The 20,700-nt window shown below is 42.3% G+C and carries 17 protein-coding genes; all 17 read left to right on the top strand.

All coding sequences use genetic code 11. The features are described from left to right. Positions 1-4: 4 nt before the first annotated feature. The 17 genes from AC1TO9_RS00525 to AC1TO9_RS00605 all read left to right on the top strand — a co-directional run bounded on the left by AC1TO9_RS00525 (position 5) and on the right by AC1TO9_RS00605 (position 20,698). On the top strand, positions 5-3,022 hold the full coding sequence (locus AC1TO9_RS00525; RefSeq protein WP_482058114.1) for a cyclic nucleotide-binding domain-containing protein: 3,018 nt from the start codon (positions 5-7) through the stop codon (positions 3,020-3,022). A 12-nt stretch (positions 3,023-3,034) separates the two neighbouring features. Then, on the top strand, positions 3,035-3,466 hold the full coding sequence (locus AC1TO9_RS00530) for an ATP-binding protein (RefSeq protein ID WP_482058115.1): 432 nt from the start codon (positions 3,035-3,037) through the stop codon (positions 3,464-3,466). Between the two features lie 34 nt (positions 3,467-3,500). Continuing rightward, positions 3,501-3,839, top strand: a complete 339-nt coding sequence (locus AC1TO9_RS00535) for an STAS domain-containing protein (protein WP_482058116.1) — start codon at positions 3,501-3,503, stop codon at positions 3,837-3,839. A 20-nt stretch (positions 3,840-3,859) separates the two neighbouring features. Continuing rightward, the gene (locus AC1TO9_RS00540) at positions 3,860-5,239 is read left to right on the top strand and encodes a PP2C family protein-serine/threonine phosphatase (protein WP_482058117.1); all 1,380 of its coding nucleotides are present in this window, start codon (positions 3,860-3,862) and stop codon (positions 5,237-5,239) included. Positions 5,240-5,321: 82 nt separating this feature from the next. Further along, positions 5,322-7,574: an AAA family ATPase gene (locus AC1TO9_RS00545; protein WP_482058118.1), complete on the top strand. Its 2,253-nt coding sequence runs from the start codon at positions 5,322-5,324 to the stop codon at positions 7,572-7,574. A gap of 5 nt (positions 7,575-7,579) precedes the next feature. Beyond that, positions 7,580-8,143, top strand: a complete 564-nt coding sequence (locus AC1TO9_RS00550; protein WP_482058119.1) for a Pvc16 family protein — start codon at positions 7,580-7,582, stop codon at positions 8,141-8,143. A 133-nt stretch (positions 8,144-8,276) separates the two neighbouring features. Beyond that, a complete protein-coding gene (locus AC1TO9_RS00555; protein WP_482058120.1) occupies positions 8,277-9,962 on the top strand; it encodes a phage tail sheath family protein in 1,686 nt (561 codons plus the stop codon). A gap of 37 nt (positions 9,963-9,999) precedes the next feature. Then, on the top strand, positions 10,000-10,437 hold the full coding sequence (locus AC1TO9_RS00560; protein WP_482058121.1) for a phage tail protein: 438 nt from the start codon (positions 10,000-10,002) through the stop codon (positions 10,435-10,437). Positions 10,438-10,531: 94 nt separating this feature from the next. Continuing rightward, positions 10,532-10,909: a phage tail assembly protein gene (locus AC1TO9_RS00565; RefSeq protein WP_482058122.1), complete on the top strand. Its 378-nt coding sequence runs from the start codon at positions 10,532-10,534 to the stop codon at positions 10,907-10,909. After that, a complete protein-coding gene (locus AC1TO9_RS00570) occupies positions 10,888-11,097 on the top strand; it encodes a DUF6760 family protein (protein WP_482058385.1) in 210 nt (69 codons plus the stop codon). Before AC1TO9_RS00565 ends, AC1TO9_RS00570 begins: the two co-directional genes overlap by 22 nt. 12 nt (positions 11,098-11,109) lie before the next feature. Next, positions 11,110-11,553: a phage tail protein gene (locus AC1TO9_RS00575; protein ID WP_482058123.1), complete on the top strand. Its 444-nt coding sequence runs from the start codon at positions 11,110-11,112 to the stop codon at positions 11,551-11,553. A gap of 36 nt (positions 11,554-11,589) precedes the next feature. Further along, positions 11,590-14,619 (top strand): hypothetical protein, encoded by a 3,030-nt coding sequence (locus AC1TO9_RS00580; protein WP_482058124.1) that lies wholly within the window; start codon positions 11,590-11,592, stop codon positions 14,617-14,619. 36 nt (positions 14,620-14,655) lie between these two features. After that, positions 14,656-15,285, top strand: coding sequence for a CIS tube protein (locus AC1TO9_RS00585; RefSeq protein WP_482058125.1), 630 nt, complete (start codon positions 14,656-14,658; stop codon positions 15,283-15,285). 17 nt (positions 15,286-15,302) lie between these two features. Then, the gene (locus AC1TO9_RS00590; RefSeq protein WP_482058126.1) at positions 15,303-16,403 is read left to right on the top strand and encodes a phage late control D family protein; all 1,101 of its coding nucleotides are present in this window, start codon (positions 15,303-15,305) and stop codon (positions 16,401-16,403) included. Between the two features lie 32 nt (positions 16,404-16,435). After that, positions 16,436-17,131 (top strand): phage baseplate assembly protein V, encoded by a 696-nt coding sequence (locus AC1TO9_RS00595; RefSeq protein WP_482058127.1) that lies wholly within the window; start codon positions 16,436-16,438, stop codon positions 17,129-17,131. A 24-nt stretch (positions 17,132-17,155) separates the two neighbouring features. Further along, complete coding sequence (locus AC1TO9_RS00600) at positions 17,156-17,557, top strand: GPW/gp25 family protein (protein WP_482058128.1); 402 nt, start codon at positions 17,156-17,158, stop codon at positions 17,555-17,557. Positions 17,558-17,575: 18 nt separating this feature from the next. Then, the gene (locus AC1TO9_RS00605; protein WP_482058129.1) at positions 17,576-20,698 is read left to right on the top strand and encodes a baseplate J/gp47 family protein; all 3,123 of its coding nucleotides are present in this window, start codon (positions 17,576-17,578) and stop codon (positions 20,696-20,698) included. The last annotated feature ends 2 nt before the right edge of the window (positions 20,699-20,700 follow it).

Genomic DNA, 20,700 nt, shown 5'->3' on the forward strand with positions numbered 1-20,700 from the left:
ACAAGTGCAGACCGGAATAAATACATTATTTCAATTACGATACGAAGACCGACGGAAAGTATGGATCATGGGGACTGTATTTTTTCTAGCAGGTATATCCGAGATGATCAACTATACATCCTTTATGGCGATGTTTAATAGTCGCGTAGGAACACAGTATTTGCCTATGATGTATTTGATAGAAGCGATTCTTCTCCCATTTGAGGGATGGCTCCTTTCGTTTTTTTCACAGAGAATTTCTAAACCGAAATTTATGATTGGTCTTTATAGTTTTTTTATTTCTATAGGCTTACTGAACGCAGTTGTTCTACTGATCTTTCGTTATGCAGGGCTTCAGTGGATCGGATTTTATATATTCTTGTTTCTGGCCTCCAATTTCGTTGTGCGACAGCAGACATTGCTCATGTGGAGTACAGCATTCGATTTATGTCCTACACAACAGGCAAAGCGGGTTATGCCGATCTTTGTATTAGCCGCTATTGTAGGTGGTATTATCGCAGGGGTTATATCAAGTACATTAGCACCTCTGCTTGGACCAGAATTACTCTATTTACTTGCAGCGATCATATTACTGTTGGGTCTTCCTAATTTTTGGAGTTCTATTAAACAGTATTTGCTACCGCTGACGTTTAAGAGAATAGATGATAGTGAAGTGAAAGAGACAGTCTCGCCCTCCTATTACTTAAAGCAAACGTTGCGGTCACCTTTTCTACTAACAGTAATAGGGATTATGACATTTATGCCAGCAGCATACTTTCTGATAGAATATCAATATTTCACATCGGCACAGGAAGTGTTTACCTCAGAAGCTGAATTAACTTCCTTCTATGGTTTAATGGTTATTATTCTGTTTTGTGCGGCATTCCTCTTACAGGTATTTGCGACGAGATTGATGGAATGGTTAGGTGCGAGTAATACGGTTTTCGCCATTTCGGTTATTTTCTTAGGATGTTTTCTGTTTGTTAGCTCGCTTGTGGGTAGCCAGTTTGCGCTTGTTGTTGTCTCGATTGGTTATAGCCTTATTTATTTGCTACTCTATTATTTTGCTGAACCAAGCTATCAATTTTTCTTCAAAATGCTTCCGATCGAGCATCGTGATGGTTTTCGCTATACGGCACAGGGGATTGCTGCTTCAGCGGGTATTTTGCTGGGCTCATTAGTATCAATGTTGCATTCTGAAGCGGGCATATCCTTAACCTGGCAGGCAATTATCGGAACACTCTTAGTTGTAGCGTTGGTATTACTAGCCTGGACTGCCCGCCATCTGTATATTAAAGAGCTCGTTCGTAATCTACAAGTCAGTACTACTACAGCAAAGGATTTCTTGAGTGAACTTCTTGAATCGATGAAGAATGATCGAGTACGCCGTGCCCTTATGGAACAATTGAAGCACCCAGACGAGGCGGTACAGCGATTTACGCTAGAGTTGTTGTCGAGCCATCCTGATCATGCTTTGAGTACGCCATTATGGCAATATGCCAAGGCACAAAAGGGTGAACGGCGAGCGCTTGGAATAGCGGCAATTCATCTTGATGGTTGGAGAGAATTGACGTCAGAAATGATGGAAGAGCTATTGCAGGATCGGGATGAGCAAGTACGAGCCATGACATACCGTCAGCTATTTGCGCTTGGCGGTGGTATGGCATCGGCAAAGGTACAACAGCAAGTATTAGTAGCACGCTCGGATGAAAGTATGCTCGTGCAAGGGGAAGCGTGGAAGGTTATGGAGGAATCCCTACTATTGTATGAGGACTTGCGGAGATTGCTAGGAGAAGGTAAAGAAGCGGCGGTGCTTGCCTGCGAGATTATTGGCGAGCGTAAGCTTCAGAGCTTATACTTCGATGTCATGATGTGCTTGCTCTCACAGACGACGATCGTAAAGCTTACTGCGGTACGCACCATTGGTAAAATTGGTAATAGCGAGGTTGTCTCTAGCTTAATGGAGCTATTAGTTGGCGCAGATAAGGAACTTCGCCTCGTCATTGAGGAAGCACTAATTGAGGTTGGTATTACGGGTATGCCTGAGCTGGTTCGGTTTATATCTTCTCCTAATGATGAAATTTGGCGTACGGCGGTTTCGGTAGCAACGGCAATTGGCTCGGATCAGGAAATGAAGGATATCGTTGTGCCCTCATGTGTGCAGAAACTTCAAGCATTGTCAGCTAGCCATGCTGTCGTAACACGAATTGAGGCGATGGGCGATCAAGAATGGGCAGAACTCGCCAAATTACGAGTCGAGGAAATAACCGGATATCTGCTAGATACGATATGGACCGTTATGATTCGATTTGGTGATGAGCGCTCCATTCCACAGTTGCGAAGTGCTGTTGAGGATCAGGATGAAGAGGTTCGAGATCATGGGCTGGAAATCCTTTCAGAGGGCCTTGGTAATGCGAAGCTAAGTTCGGCACTACTATCGTTTTATCGTCAGCGAGCCGACACGGAAGAGGGGAATTCACGCCAGAGAAGCGCTGATAGTACTGAAGGCGAAATGAATGACCCATGGCTACAAGCGTTAGCGATCAAAGCAGGAGCGGTGGAAGGAGAGGAACTGTTAGTGAATAATTGGGAGTATTTAAGTGCGTTAGATAAGATTGTATTCCTGAGACAGGTTCCGTTATTCCATGAGATATCGATTGAGGAATTAGGAAGAGTAGCAAGCATTGCTCACGAAAAAATGTATCACGATGGTGATTTTCTGATGAAACAAGGTGAAGTTAGTCAGGCTATTGTCATTATTATTGAAGGCCATGTGGAAGTCAGTGGTAAGAATGATGACGGTACAGAAGGAACGATCGGGATTATAGGTACGAAGCAAACTATTGGGGAATCGGGCTTATTTGATGATCGTCCCTCACTCGTATCGGCACAAGTACTGTTCGACGATGTAAGGGTACTCGAGATTGAAGGAACCGAGGCGGCACGATTAGTGCGCTTGTATCCAGAGATTGGTGTAGGACTGCTGCGCTCCATTAGTCAGCAATTAAGGACTCTCGAGCATATGTTGCTTAAGCTTGGATAGGAGTGTAAAGATATGAAGACTCAATTTGTGACGGTGTCCTCTGAATTGAAGGAATGGGATAACTTAAAGCAGCATATTGTCGATTTTTGCGAATATTATCAATTTTCTGAAGAATTGTTACTGTGGTTACAACTTGTGTGTGAAGAATGGTTTATAAATATAATTGTACATGGCTATCAGAAGGCCCCTAAGGAGGAATTATCAGCGACAGATATCCAATTTAATATTTCTTATAATGTTGATGAGATTACGATACACTTTATTGACTATGCACCTGCTTTTGATCCGTTACAATACGAAGCGCCTGATGTGACTTTGTCTGTCGAGGAGAGAGAGATTGGTGGTCTAGGAATCTATCTGATTAAGAATAAGATGGATACCTGTAAGTATCGTAGAATAGACGGGTGTAATCATCTCATCCTTTGTAAGAAGATTACGGTGTAGCTGATATAACTCATATGGAAGGTGAGGGTTTCGGATGAACATGAATGTAGAGCAGCAAGGTGAAATAAGTATCGTAAGTTTGGTAGGCAGGTTGGATGGAACGACGGTGGGGGAGGTTGAACAGAACTTTCTGGAGTTATTCGAACAAGGTAACAAGCGATTCGTCTTTGATCTGTCGGAGCTAGACTATATCAGTAGTGCTGGACTTAGAGTTATGTTGCTAGCAGTGAAAAAGACGAGAGCTATGAATGGGAAAATTGCGTTGTGTACGTTGAATGAAAATGTTCATGAAGTATTCCGAATTTCTGGTTTCACCACAATTTTTGTAATCTTTCCAGCGCGTGAAGAAGCATTGCAATTCATCACAGCATAGATTACATGAGGAGTGGTCTTGTGGTATTAGAAATAATGCTCGGCGTTGCGCTTTGTTCGGCGTTAGCTGTCATATGGAATTTACGCTTAGAACGTAGAAGGACAACCCTATTGCTGGATATTGGTTCGCGGTTAAGTTCGACAATTAAGCGTAAGGAACTCTTAGAAATTATTATGACCACAACGGCTCGTACGTTGGGCGCAGAAGGTACTTCTATTATTTTAGTGGATGAACAAACAGGAGAGTTGTATTTTGAGGTGGCCACAGGAGAGAAGAATGATGAGGTGAAGGAGATTCGTCTGAAAGCTGGCGAGGGAATTGCTGGTTCGGTTGCTGCTACCGGAGAATCTGTCTTGATCGCTGATGTTAGCAAGGATGAGCGTTGGTCGAATCGAGTCTCCTCTACTGTGAAAATTCCAACAAGGAATATGCTCTGTGTTCCTGTAAGTTCGAATGGTAAAACATTGGGCGTAATACAGGTGATTAACAAGAAGGGGAATCGAGCATTTAACGAGCATGATCTGCGGTTACTAGAAATGATTTCTTCACCAGCGGCGATCGCCTTGGAAAATATGTTTCTATATGAAGCGTTACTGGAATCTATGGAGAATTTACGTGTAACTACCGCTGCTAAGGAGCGTATGGAAAGTGAAATGAAGATTGCGAAGGATATTCAACGCAGTTTTCTTCCTGGAGAAATACTCAAGTCTAAAGAAGTGGATTTATATGCATGTCTTATTCCAGCACGTGAGGTTGGTGGGGATTTCTATCATTATTTCCAACTAGATGAGGATCGTTTGCTAGTATGCTTAGGAGATGTATCGGATAAAGGAATGCCTGCTGCATTGTTCATGTCTGGAATTATGATCTGGATTAAAGCGAAGGCGAGTATTGATCGTTCTCCTGCAACCATTATAGAGCATATCAATCGAGAGATTAGCACTGAGGACTCAACGATGTTTGCTACGATTTTTCTAGCTATATTAGATACGAGAACGGGGAAACTAACTTATTGTGATGGTGGCCATTGTACGCCTTATGTGATATCTGGGAATGATATTAGAGAGCTGCATGGTGTGAAGAACTTGCCAATAGGTATATTTGCAGATACAGAGTATGAGGATTGCGAGATTCAGCTAGCATCCGGTGATTCACTTGTGCTATATACCGATGGAATTACGGAGGCAGAGAATGCCAATGGGGAATGGTTCGGTACCGAGCGAATGTGCCAAACATTGCAGCGCGTTACCTATGAATCACCTGCCGTGATTACCCAAACTTTACGCCAAGAAGTGCTTACATTTTCTCATGATTATGCTCAATCAGATGATATTGCGGTTTTGGTATTAAAATATAGTTTAAATTGTGACAAAAAAAGTATTGCAGAATTCGACATATAATGCCAGTATGGGTGATGTGAGTAACATATTCCATGATGAGGAATGGGGGGTGTGATGATCCCAAAAAGTCATAAGAGGATAAGTGGGATTTGATAAGATGAACAATATACTTCGGTTGAGCTCAATGGTTGAAGCCTATGGACATCCCAAGGATTATGTACTGGACGAGCTCATTGTACTTGACGTCATATTGGAATACGAGATGCAACGTATGCTTTCCACATTTGAGGAAGAAGTCACGCCGTTAGATACGTTCCGAGGCATGTACTTAAGTATATCGGAAGCTAAGGCATTGCTAGATCATGATGAACCTTTCGTTCAACTTACATCTGAGCAAGAGTTGTTGCTACAACAGCTCGAACTTCGCATTATTGCAAGATTGGAGAAGAGCAGGCAAGAGAATAGGCAATTGCCCATTCATTTTCTACGAAGCTCTTTTCAATTAAGTGATCTTGCCATTCGGTTACTCATCGTTGCGATTGCTCCACATGTGAATCGTAAGTATTTAAAGCTATACGCTTATTTGCAAGATGATATGTCTTCTCAGCATGTGACTCTGGACCTGATGCTTCGTTTATGCTGTAGAAGCATTGAGGAACGTAAAGTTGCTTATGAGATCATGACAAGCTCAAACAGTGTAATGAAGGGTTTCTTCACTACGAACATCAATGCGAATGCTCTTAGGGAGTACTCCCTACTAACGGAGCCGATTCGTCTTGAATCGCGTATCATTTACTTCTTATTGGGTATAGAGTGGCGTTATGACGGTGCTTTAGCTTCTCTAAAGCATTATAGTAGCGCTGATCATCATCAGTTATCGCCTTTACTCATTAATAAGGATATTCATCATGATATGCTACGTTTTATGTCGCAAGATGATTCACGAATGAGATCGTTAATATGGTTGTTACATGGGCCAACGGGAAGCGGGAAGACCTTTCATGCCAGGCATATATGTAACGCGCTGAACCGCTCGTTATTGGAATTTGATGTATCCAATGCCCCAGAAGAACAATTGGCGTTCGAACAAACGATAGAACAGATGCTCATTGAAGCTAGGCTCAAGGATGCCATTCCAGCCTTTGACCGCATACATACACTACAACACACCCAGGAAATAGGGACAAGGCAGGATCGACGCAAGGAATGGTTATTGGAACGATTACGTGACTGGGCTGGAATGGTATTTCTGTTCAGTGAACAAGTAGTTAAACCTACTATTACAATGGCATATACCACATGGATTAGTATTGGTATCCCATTGCCTGATCTTGAACAAAGCCATCAATTATGGCTACAGGTTACGAAGAAGTGGTGGCAAGTATCTGAGAATGATATTAGTCAATTAGCTGGGAAGTTCAAGTTTACTCCCGGTCAGATGATTGGCACAGTAGAAGAAGCGCGTAAGCAAGAGGAATGGGAATATTCAGCTGCAAAGGCGGATCAAGTAGCATCATCTCTTTCTAGGCTACTTCACCAATCAGCGTATCAATTGATAAGTCATCATCTGCAAGACAAAGCAGTAAAGGTAGAATCGAAGTTTAGATGGGATGATCTTATCCTACCTAACGAGACGCTTGATTTGTTGCGACAAGCTTGTAATCGCATTAAGCATCGACAGACTGTCATGCACGAATGGGGCTTCGATCGTGTGTTGCCATATGGTAGGGGTATTAGCATGATGTTTACGGGACCGCCGGGAACAGGTAAGACGATGTCTGCATTAGTTATGGCCAAGGAAATGGAGGCCGAGCTTTATCGTGTAGATCTGTCTAGAGTTGTAAGCAAGTATATCGGAGAGACTGAGAAAAATTTAAGTGAGATTTTCGATCAGGCGAAGTTAAGTGGTGCTATTCTGTTCTTTGATGAAGCGGATGCACTCTTCGGCAAGCGCTCTGAGGTGAAGGATGCTCATGATAAATACGCCAATATGGAAACGTCATACCTCTTACAGAAGATGGAGGAATATGACGGTCTAACGATTCTTGCTACTAACTTTGCGCAAAATCTTGATGATGCATTTATGAGAAGGATCCAGTTTATTATCAAGTATCCATTTCCCGATGCTGTTCAGAGAGAGCAATTATGGCGATCCTCTATTCCTTCGCAATTACCAACTGGAGAGATTGATTACGATTACCTGTCGCAAACTTTCGAACTTGCAGGTGGATCGATCAAAAATGTCATCTTAACAGCAGCCTATCTTGCAGTGAATGAAGGTACATCACTAATGATGAAGCATATGATCGAAAGTGTTGTACAAGAGTACAAGAAGACAGGTAAATTGCTGCTGAAGGATCGTTTAGGTCCTTACGCTGAGTATTGGAAGGGGTAAGAAGAGTGGCGGACTATTCTGTTATTACCGATATAGGCTTATCTCTAGTTAAAGTATTGCGCGAGGAACTTGTACCAGAGTTAGTTAATCATTCTGATGGGGTAGGGCTAGCTCATCCTCATGATAAGGGTGATATGAACCTTAGCATCTATTTATATGAAATTAAAGAAAATACAGATTTCAGAAGCAGTGATTTGATTGATCAAGGGGATCGGATGAGATACCCTCCCATTGCGTTAGATCTAACCTATCTCATTACGGCTCATTCATCCTCAGATGTACTAACTCGTGCGATTGATGAGCAGCGAATTATAGGTAAGACGATGCAGGTTCTTCATGATCATAACACGCTTAGAGATGAAGATTTAGTAGGCTCGCTGGCAGGTACAAGTGGTACTTACCGGATTGTGAAGGAAGAGATTCCTCTAGAAACAGTCATAAGTCTGTTGCCTAATCTTCCTTATAAGCTATCGCTTAGCTACAAGTTAGGTCCTGTTTATTTGGATTCCACGAGAACGAAGAGTGTCACGCGTGTTCGTGAGCGTCATGTGAAGTTAGAACAAAGTTAGTTAATCCGTAGTTGCTACTGTCGAATCATATACAATGAGTCGATTTTGCATAATTTTAAAATGTGAAAGGAGGAACCGGTTTTCTGGAAGGGTGCAATGTGATCCTACCTAATATGAAGATCGGGCAATCAAAATGGCTGAATATTTATCACCAGGTGTTTATGTTGAGGAATTTGATAGTGCGGGTCAACCGTTATCCGGTGTAAGTACAAGTGTTGCAGGATTTATCGGTCTGGCTGAACGTGGTCCTGTAGAGGGATTACCTGGTCTGGTCACAAGTATGAATGACTTCAAACGTAATTATGGAACTTATTTATCTGATAATCAATTTGGATCCTATCGCTATCTTGCTTATGCTGTTGAACAGTTTTTTGTGAATGGTGGTTCATCAGCCTATATCATGAGGGTAGCTCCTACTGATGCAGCAGTTGCTTCTAGTGACGGTGAAATTTTTAACGTAACGGCTAACAATCCGGGAGCTTGGGCTAATCAAGTGAAGATTGTGTGCGTACCCTCTAGCAAAGCAAAAACTCAAATTTTTGAGGATCTTGGCGAAGGTAAGTACCGTGTTAAGAATAGTGTCGGCTTTAATGCGGGTGATGAGGTTAATTTTTTTAATGGAAGTGACAAAGTAACGGGTAAAATTGTTCAAGCACGTGATTCTGTGATTGAGCTTGAAGGTCCACTAGCTGGTGATGTAGTAGACAATGGCCTGCTTGCAGTGAAGGTACTTGCTACTTCAGAATTTACGATCCATGTCTCTTATGGAGATGAAGCAGAAAGCTTCGAGAATTGTTCTTTCAATTCGCTGGCAGCTAATTATGTGGACAAAGTAGCTTCTCGTTCCTCTTTGATCACAGTCCTAGCTGGTAATGCAGGTAGTGTGGCTACGCTATTTGCCGATAGTGCCCAATATCGCGTGTCGCTTGTTGGCGGTTCAGATGGCTCGCAAGATGGAATTAGCGTTTCCAATTATGTAGGTGAGGATAATGGTCCTGGTAAGCGTACAGGAATCCAAGCTTTCGTTGATAATGATCAAGCGAGTATTATCGCTGTACCAGGTGTAACAGAGCCTGCTGTACAATTAGCGCTTGTTGCACATTGTGAGAATCTAGGTAGCCGGTTTGCTATTCTTGATATTCCTAGAGAGAAAACAAAGGTACAGGATGTGTTAACGCATCGTGATATATTTGACTCGAGTTATGCAGCAATGTACAATCCATGGCTACAAGTTTTTGATCCGTTAGAGAAGCGTAATATTTTCGTTCCTCCATCTGGTTCTGTAGCGGGTGTATATGCACGTAGTGACAGTACTCGTGGCGTTGAGAAAGCACCAGCAAATGAGGTTGTACGTGGTGTAACGGGTCTTGATGTGCAGTATAACAAGGGCGAGCAAGATATATTGAATCCAAAAGGTGTTAACTTGATTCGTAGTTTCTCTGGACAAGGAATCCGGATCTGGGGAGCAAGAACAACATCATCCAATACACTTTGGAAATATATCAACATTCGTCGCCTCTTTATTTTCGTAGAGGAATCTATCAAAGCAGGTACGAATTGGGTTGTATTCGAACCGAATGATGAGCGTCTATGGGCACGCGTACACCGTACGATTGATGCGTTCCTTACTCGTGTGTGGCGTGGCGGTGCATTGCAAGGTTCATCTCCAAGCGAAGCGTTCTATATCGATATCAGCAGCAACACAATGACGCAGGATGATATTGATAATGGTCGTCTGATCTGTATGATCGGTATTGCACCAGTGAAGCCAGCTGAGTTCGTTGTGTTCCGCATTACTCAAAAAACGAATGAACAATAATAATTAAACCCAAATGACAGGAGAGGAAGTATAGATTATGGCAGGCGAACGTAATGATCCATACCGCAAATTTCGATTTCGTGTAGAGGTAGAAGGTATCGAGCAAGCAGGATTTAGCGAGGTATCCGGTTTCGATGCATCCCTAGATGTTATTGAGTACAGAGAAGGTACAGATGTAATCACGCCTAGGAAATTACCTGGGCTTGCGAAGTACGGCAACATTTCATTGAAATGGGGCGCTACAGAAACGATGGATCTATTCGAATGGATTCAAGATTGCGTCGTTGAAGGCAATGTAGAGAGAAAAACAGTTACTATTATTGCTATCAATGAAGAGGGCGAAGATGTAGCGACATGGCAAGTTATTGAAGCATGGCCAACTAAGTATACAGCACCAGACTTTAATGCTACGGCATCTGAAGTAGCGATTGAGCTACTAGAGTTAGCTCATGAAGGAATGCTTCGTACACAATAATAAATAGGGCAAAGGAACAATATTTAATGATGTTGTTCCTTCGTCCGTTTCTTATTTTGTTTAGAGAAGGCATATCATGAAGAGGAGGGACATTATGTCATTTAAGACAGAATACGAATTTGAATTACCAAGAGGATATGTCGATGAGAATGGGAATTTACATCGTAGAGGTACGATGCGTCTAGCTACTGCCGCAGATGAGATTCTTCCGATGCGAGATCAACGTGTACAACAAAATCCAGGCTATCTGTCCATCATTCTATTAGCTCGAGTTGTTACAAAGCTAGGAGATTTACGTGCGGTAGATACGAAGACGATTGAAAAACTATTCACAGCAGATCTAGCATTTCTGCAAAATCTTTATCGTGAAATCAATGAGACAGAGAAGCTTTCAGTGAACGCAATATGTCCAAAGTGTGAGCATGAGCACGAGGTAGAAATCTCTTTTTTATCCGAGATGGAAGGGGCTTAAGTCTATATCCGGAAGATCGTCTGTATGAAGAGACGGGATTTATAGCTTACTACTTCCACTGGTCACATGATGTAATAATGGATATGGAGCATCGAGAGCGGCGAAAGTGGTGTGAGGAAATTTCGAAGATTAATCGTAAGATGAGTGCCGAGCCAGATCGACATAATCCTTTCGATGTATTTAAGTAGGGGTGGTCTCACATGTATCAAGGAACAGATCAAGCAAGGCCGTATGTGGTCGGTGCGTATCGCTTTATGGTAGAACTCGACGGTATGTTGGTCGCGGGCTTCTCGGAGGTGAGTGGTCTCACGATCGAGACGGAGGTAGAGGAACTAGCAGAGGGTGGTTTGAATCAGTACTTCCATCGTTTACCTACTCGAACTAAGCTTGTACCGCTCTCTTTAAAGCGAGGCATGACTTTATCGAATGATTTATGGAATTGGTATGCCGATGTAATAGAAGGAAAAATAGTGCGTAAAAGTGGTTCGATTATTTTATATAATGAGCGTGATCAGGAATTTCGACGTTGGAATTTCTATGATGCTTATCCAACGAAGTGGATGGGTCCAGAGTTGAATGCAGCTGCGAGTGAAGTAGCTGTGGAGCAGATAGAGTTAACTCATAATGGCTTTAAAATGCTGTAATAGAATGCTTGCGAAGCAGATAGGGGGACCAACAAGATGAAATCATCTAATCCATTGAAAACGATACGATTGACGGATGGTGCATTTGCCAGCCGTTTGTTACGTAAATATGGATGGGTTGTTGGACAAGCCACTATTCGGGATGGAATGGTTCATCCAGAACATTCTACTAATCGCAAATCTTCCTTTAGAGAACGGCCCATTCATGTATCGATCTCACGGATGTATCCAGTGATGCCGTTGCATGTTAAATTGACTTATATGTATACAGAGTTTCTTCGTCTCATTCATCAGAATGATGCTAAGCTTCAAACACCCGTGACGATCTCATCGTCTACGATCAGTTCATTTAGACAGACAGGACGAGCTTTGGTGCAGTTGGGGGAAGCGAATAAACTAGCAAATCAGGAACTTCCGGGGGATCGTTCCAAGGTCGCTCAAGCCATGCAATCGGTCGAACCTGTGAGAATGCCCGCAGTGTCGCAAGTGCATGTTGTGTCCGCGAAGCAAGAAGTTGTCATTCCGAGGGGGCGAATTCGCCTACCTGTACATTTGCAAGCAATATTAGACACGATTCAGACTGTTAAACAGGAACTAGAAACGGTGCGAGCTGTTCCGGTAGCCATCTTATCGCCTTCTCGATTTACAACACAATCCTCTTCCCGCTTGTCAGAATGGCAGCAGACACAGACTGTTCTAAATGTTCCATCAAGCATCAAACGACATGCTGATTTCGCACAGAGTGTGAGAACACTGGAGCCGATTCATCAATCTGTTAACTCGACCGCTATTATAGGGAGTCGCAAACTGCAACGTATAAATGGTATGGATGCTACATCTCGTCAAGTGAATGATGTTCAAGCAGTTAGTGAGAAGCGTCAAGAAGCGCAAGTGTTGGTTCAACAACTTAGCATGACGAAGCAATTGAACAATGCTATGCACCGAACGAGCAAGTCGATGACTGAAGCACGTCTGGTTAATCAAGTGCGAATAACGAATCGAACGGATGAGTTGAATCAGTCGAATATTCATAATCGTACGAATATTCATAGCCAAACGAATGAACAGATACAGACGAATATTCAACATCGCACAGATGAGCAGAATCAGACGAATGAGACTCATCAAGTGGTGAAAGTGTTACGTCAACAACTTGGCGAGACGAAGAAATTGAATGAAGTTGTGCAGCGCACGGTCAAGTTGACGAGCGAAGTGCGTCTAGCAAATCAAGTACGAATAACCAACCGAATGAATCGTATGAATGAGTTGAATCAGTCGAATATTCAGAATCGCACAAATGAGCAGAATCAGACGAATATCCAACATCGCACAGATGAGTTGAAGAAGACGAATATTCAGAATCGTACAGATGAATTGAATCAGACGAATGAGAGTCGTCAAGTGGTGAAAGTGTTACGTCAAGAACTTGGAGAGACGAAGCTAATGAATAATGCTGTGCATCGCAAGGTCAAGTTGACGAGCGAAGTACGTCTAGCAAATCAAGTGCGAATAACGAATCGATTGAACCGCACGAATGAGTTGAATCGGTCGGATATTCAGAAGAAGACGAATATTCAGAAGCGTACAGATGAATTGAATCAGACGAATGAGAGTCGTCAAGTGGTGAAAGTGTTACGTCAACAACTTGGAGAGACGAAGCTAATGAATAATGCTGTGCATCGCAAGGTCAAGTTGACGAGCGAAGTACGTCTAGCAAATCAAGTGCGAATAACGAATCAATTGAACCGCACGAATGAGTTGAATCGGTCGGATATTCAGAAGAAGACGAATATTCAGAATCGTCAAGTGGTGAAAGTGTTACGTCAACAACTTGGAGAGACTAAGCTAATGAACAATGCTGTGCATCGCAAGGTCAAGTTGACGAGCGAAGTACGTCTAGCAAATCAAGTGCGAATAACGAATCGAATGAATAGAACGAGTGAGTTAAATCAGACGGATATTCATAGTCGAACGAATGATCAGAATCAGATGAACATCCATCATCGTACGGATAAGTTGAATCGGTCGGATATTCAGAATCAGACGAATATTCAGAATCAGACGAATATTCAGAATCGTACAGATGAATTGAATCAGACGAATGAGACTCGTCAAGTGGTGAAAGTGTTACGTCAACAACTTGGAGAGACGAAGCTAATGAACAATGCTGTGCATCGGAAGGTCAAGTTGACGAGCGAAGTACGTCTAGCAAATCAAGTGCGAATAACGAATCGATTGAACCGAACGAATGAACAGAATCAAACGAATATCCATCATCGTATGAATGAGCAGAATCAGACGAATAAGACTCGCCAAGTGGTGAAAGTGTTACGCCAGCAAGTTGGCAAGACGAAGCAATTGAACAATGCTGTGCATCGCACGGTCAAGTTGACGAGCGAAGTGCGTCTAGCAAATCAAGTGCGAATAACGAATCGAACGAATGAGTTGAATCGGTCGGATGTTCAACATCGAACTAACGAGCAGAATCAGACGAATATTCAACATCGCACGAATGATTCGAATCAGACGAATGAGACTCGTCAAGTGGTGAAAGTGTTGCGCCAGCAGCTGGGCGAGTCGAAGCAATTAAACAAGTTCGTTCACAGAACGATTAATGTGATCAACCAGGTAAATACGAAGCGACAAGCAGTCGTCAATTTGCAACAGCATCAGCCTGCTACTATTGATGAGCAAGCAAGTACATTATTTCGAACAAAAAGTAGCAAAAGTATAGGTACTCTTCAAGAAAGAGATAGGGGTGGAGTTGTAGCTATGACCCATCGTAAGAAAGATCAGCCAATGGCAGGATCTACTATTACGACTAAGAAGCTGCAAAATTCTAAGGATGTACCTCTTGAATTAATGGTGAAGCCATCACTACAAGGAGCACCACAGAAGGAATTAATCAAAAGCTTAGAGACGGCTATAAAAACAATTGAAAATGATTTGAATCAAGCGAAGGTGCAATGGTCTCAACCGAGCTTGGATATTAAACGGTTGGCCGATCAAATGTACAGGGAATTTTCGCGTCGGATTCGATTCGAACAGCAGCGAAGAGGGTTGTAGTGCTATATTTCTGCATGGATAGAGGTGTGATCGAAGTTGGGACTTAAAAAAGCAATGATAATGGTCGATCGTGGCTCTAATACAGAACGACTTGATGTACTATTTAATCCGAATGAATACGCAATGGAATCCTCTAATAAATATTCATGGCAGATGATTCCAGGATTATCCCAACCTATTGCTCAATTTATTAGTGGTGAGGCGACGACGCTAAGTATGGACTTGTTTTTTGACTCGTACGAGAAAGGAACCGATGTAAGAAAGCACACGATTCAAATTGCTAGCTTACTGGATGTGGATAAAGATTTACATGCGCCTCCATTATGTAAGTTTGTATGGGGAACTTTGCAGTTTAAAGGCGTTGTGGAGAAGGTATCCCAAAAGTACACGATGTTTCTTGATTCAGGTATTCCCGTTCGCGCAACATTGAATGTGACATTCAAAGCAGTTCAGAGTATTACGGAGCAATTCAAGCATATCCCTCGTCAATCTGCCGACCGCACGAAGCAACGAATGATCAAGCAGGGGGATCAATTATGGCAAATTGCTGCTGAGGAATACGAGGACCCTGGAATGTGGAGGGAAATTGCTCGTGCTAATGGCATTGAGAATCCTAAGCGGCTTGAATCGGGTACAGTCATTAAAATTCCACGCTTGTACGGATAAGGTGAGTGATATCGATTATGAGCAATTTAAAATTAGGAACTGAAAAATATACATTTGATGAGTTAGAGACGAAATATAGAAAATTTATTGCACCAGGATTTAAACTACTCATTAAGGATGAAGATGCAGTACGTGAAGGTATGGCTATTACTTCTTTAGTCCTAGAAACAACAACGACGCAGGAATCAGATACGATCACTTTTACGATTGCTAATGCGTATAACTTGATTAGTAGAGAATTTGAGTGGATGGATCAATTATTGGTGCTTGGCACAACGATAGAAGTCCATTTGGGCTATACTGATCGCATGGTTCCAATGTTCTTCGGATATATCACAGCTGTGGATGTGGAATTTCTTCAAGGTGAAGCGCCTAGATTAACAGTAAAGGGTATGGATCTATCTTTCAAAATGATGCGTGGGCGTTATTCTGAAATTTGGTCTAATAAAAAAACAACTGATGTTGTAAAAGAACTTGGACAAAAGTATGGTGCTAATAGCTTCGTGATAGATGCAACGACAAAGGGTATTCCTAGCTTTCCGAAGAAACCGGATAATGACTATCAATTTCTGCAGAACCTAGCAGAGAGCCTAAACTATGAGTTCTATATTGTAGGCAAAACGTTATACTTCCGTAAGAAGAACATGAACAAGACCCCGCTTATGACGCTGTCATGGGGCAAGCATTTGATGCATTGTAGTATAGAGCAGAATATCGCAGATCAGGTGACGAAGGTCACCGTTAGAAGTTGGGATGCATCAAACCAAAAGGTTATCGAAGCTTCATCTTCCTCTGTAAGCAAGATTGGTACGAACTCAAAGACAGGCCCTGATTTACTGAAAACGATGGGTGAATTTGAGGAGTATCTCTATTTGAATGGAGAAGACTTACAAGGTGCAAAAGAAAAGGCTGAAGCTGGAATGAACGAGCGAGCAATGAGACTAATTTCTGGTGAAGCCGAATGTATTGGACTTCCTGAAATCCGCGCGGGAAGATATATTAAGCTAGATGGACTAGGTAAGCGTTTGAACCAGCCTTATTATATAAAAAGCGCCACCCATACGATCGGTGAATCAGGCTATACAACTCGATTCAGGGTGCAGGGAAATGCGGTGTAGAGATGAACGAAATGTTCGAATCCCTTAATTCGATGAATGATCGATTGCTAGGATTGGTTCACGGAGTATATGTTGGAATTGTTACGGATAATAAGGACCCGGAAAATTTGGGACGTATTAAGGTGAAAATCCCAATTCTTGATGATAAGAATGCAATGGATTGGGCACGAATAACGACTTTGATGGCTGGTAGTAAACGTGGTACTTTATTCTTGCCTGAGGTAGGCGATGAAGTGCTGGTTGCTTTTCAAATGGGGGATATTCGTGAACCGATTGTCATTGGGAGTCTGTGGAATAAACAAGGTCCGCCTCCTCCTGGTAAGGATGACAAGAATAATATACGTAAAATCATTTCAAAAGCTGGGCATGAAATTACGTTTGATGATACAGATGAGAACGGTAAAATTATTATTAAGTCTAATAAGGGCCATCAGTTAGAAATTTCAGAAAAGAACGATACGATAAAACTTCAGGAGCAAAGTGGTCAGAATATGATCACAATTAAAGGCGGTTCCAACAATGAGATAGAATTAAAAAGTGGTACGACCAAAATTGTAATCAATAATAAGGGCGATGCCACGATAGAAAGCAACAAAGGAATTAAGCTGAAATCTACTCAAATATCAGTAGAAGCAAGTGCAACACTTGATTTTAAGGCATCAGGGGGAATCACTCTTAAATCGGATGGTATCGTTGTGATCAAGGGCTCCATCGTAAAAATCAATTAATGGAGTATGTTTGGAGGGCATATTATGTCTAAAGAGTTTTTGGGCCGAGGCTGGAAATTTCCAATTGAGGTGGATGAAGTCACGGGTCGTATCAAGCATACGCAGTATGAGGATGATATTGCAGAAGCGATCAAAATTATTATTTGGACACCTAAGGGCGAACGTATTATGCGTCCGGAGTATGGTTGCGGAATTGATCGTTATTTATTCGAGGGTAATGATGATACGACATTACGATTGATAGAATCAGAAATTGAAGAATCCATTCGGATGTGGGAACCTCGTGTGCATGAGCTAGAGGTTACGGTTGAACGCGATCAGACGAATGAACAGAAGCTGCTCATTCATTTACAATATGAGGTTAGAACAACGAATAACCTATTTAATCAGGTTTATCCTTTCTATTTATATGAGGGATCAAATTAAACCATCGGAGAGAGATGAATGACCAACTATAGCTCTGAGAAGGAATCAAAGCACCATTTCCCAATAATTGATGATAGAACCCAACTGCAATTAATTGAACAGATTAAGAAAATGGCTCCCTACTATACCTCGGAATGGAGATTTCGACCCGAGGATCCAGATCCGGGTACAGCTCTTTCTTTGATGTTTACTCATTTGCTTGAGGGGAATATAAAACGACTGAATCAAGTGCCATACAAAAGCTTTTTGGCTTTTTTGAACCATTTCAATGTCGAGCTTGCGCCTGCAAAACCTGCACTCGCACAGATTACTTTTAGGTTAGCTGAAGGTACACCTGAGTCTGTACTCATTGATAAAGGAATTCAACTGGCAGCAGATGTACCAGGTGAGGATGAGCCTATACGATTCGAGACAGTTCGCCCTATATTGCTAACAACCTCCAATTTAGTAGATGTATTGGCTATTAGTCCGAAGCGAGATCAAATTGTCATACTTAGCGAAGATGGTTCTTCCCTTGCGGGTGATGGACGGGGTTCATCGTTGTTTGGTGGTGAAGGAGAAAACTTGCAGGAACATACTTTTTATTTGCAGCATGATTTCCTATTTTTACTTCAGCATCCTGCGTTTATTGAATTTACATTCTTCCATGCACAGCATGTAGGTGCTGCAATAGAGACAGCTAAATTGTTGTCCGACACAGAGAAGGTGCAATGGGAGTATTATAGTGATGGGTCATGGCATGCTTTCGATCGTGTGTATGGTCATGGTACTGTTATTCGACTCATTAAGCTTAACCATCTTAGTGTTGATCTTTATGAATATCAGGATACAGAGGGCTATTGGATACGTTGTCGAGCACTTACGCTAGCTGAGCAGGTGGGTGCATCGATGCTTAATAAGGTTCAATTCGAACGAATGCTAATCAAAAGCGAATTTGCAGCATCTTCGGATGATGATGGTATTGTACCTGAACGTATATATTTCAACGATATTCAGCTGGATGCGAAGGATAGATGCGAGCCTTTCGGTGATTTTTTTGCCCAGTATGGTTTGTTCTATATATCTAATAAAGAAGCCTTCTCTAAACGGGGCGCGCAGCTGAAGCTAAGCTTTGATGCAGAGTTTCTACAGCATCGCTTGTTCCCTGACAAGCCAAAGTTGATTAATTGGAAGCCGATTATGAAGCGTGAGACGGTTGATCGGACAGAAATACCTGATGTGGTGACCATTTCCAGCATTCAGTGGGAATATTGGAATGGGCGTTCATGGGAGATGTTACTGGTTGATCCGAATGCAAGAACAATATTCAGTACACCATGGGATGGCGTAGCTAAGTGTGAGATCACGTTTATCTGCCCTGACAATATAGAGGAAATTGTCGTAAATGCAGAGGAAAGTTACTGGATTCGTGGACGTATTGTACAAATTAATAATGCTTATTCTCCTGATGCCATCTACTATGCACCAGTGATTCATCGAATGCGTATCCGTTATGGCTATGAGAAGCCACTTTTTTCACCTCAGAGGCTATTAACGAAGAATAACTTGGATTTGAAAGATCGTACAATCGAAATTTGTACAGGAGGCATGCCTTTTCGGCCGTTCCTCTCACTTGAAGGTAGCGCACCAGCGGTATGGCTAGGTTTCGATACCCCGCCTGAGCGTGGACCGATTAATTTGTACGTTTTATTGAAGCAACGTCAAGTGACAAGCTACGATATTCCTTTTATAGAATGGGAGTATCTCAAAGCTGTGGGCGGCTCAGCAGTATGGGCTTCACTTGCATTAGCAGATGATACGAATGGCTTTACTCGAAGCGGCGATATTCAGTTTGTTGGTCCGCAGGACTTTGCCTATGATACATATTTTGGTAAGAAGAGATACTGGATTCGTGCGGTTAATCGTGATGGTCGCTATAATCGTGAGACAGAATCTATGAATATGCCAAGGGCGCTTCATCTCGCATTGAATACGACATTAGCCGCTCAACAATATACAATTGCCCATGAGCTTCCAAGAAGAATTGAGGCGTACGATACAGAACTGGAACAAACTACGGAATATTATGTGCTTGCTTCCACTCCAGTGTTGACGGAAGAAGTATGGGTAGATGAGACAGGACATTTATCGCAAAGTGAGATTGAGCAATTGCAAGAGACAGATACTAAGCTTGATATTATTCATGATTCAGAGCAAGAAGTTCTTCGTGTGTGGGTTTGTTATGAGTCTGTAGAGCAATTCTTACGGTCTGGGCCGTTAGATCGTCATTATATGATTGATCGTGCTACAGGTAGGTTAACTTTCGGCAATGGTAAGGTAGGCAAACAATTGCCAAGCTCAGGAGTGGATCTTGTACGTGTGACCTATACAAGTGGTGGCGGCAAGCGAGGGAATGTGCTTGCTGGTACAATCAACACGTTGCAAAGCTCGATCGCTTTTATCGAAGGTGTTACGAATCTATATCCTGCAGCAGGGGGTTGTGATGCGGGAACTATTGAAGAGGCGATTGTTCGTGGGCCGAAGCGTTTCACTCATCGTAATCGTGCAGTAGTTGCGGATGACTTCGAATGGCTTACACGTGAAGCGCATCCGAATGTAGCCAAGGTTAAATGTTTGCCTAATCTGAATGTGAAGCTTGAGAAAGAATTAGGTGCACTGTCTATTGTCGTGTTGCCGAAATCGGGTGTAGGCAATGGCGCTCATTTTCAAGAGTTTAAGCGAAAGGTCGAGGCAAGCTTGTTAGAGAAAACAGCTTCAAACATTTCCTTTACAGGTAATTTACAGGTGATGGAGCCTGCATTACTTGAAATTGGTGTACAAGCAACCGTATGGGTCAGAAATATGGACGATGTTGTGCCTGTGGAACGGGAGCTTACTCGTAAGTTGAATCAATTCTTAGATACATTGACAGGGAACACGGATGGTAGGGGCTGGGATATTGGACAGAATGTGCATCATTCCATGTTCTACGCGCTCATGAAATCGATTGGTCCAGTTGTGCATATTCCACAATTGTCATTAGATGTGGTTAAGGTTGAGAATGGGGAACGAATGGAGTGGAATCCAGATAAAATTATGGATCTGCCACATGGTGTAGTTGTGCCTGGAAAGCATCGATTGTTAGTTGAGTTACACAAATAGAA

The sequence above is a fragment of the Paenibacillus sp. Y916 genome (assembly GCF_056786435.1).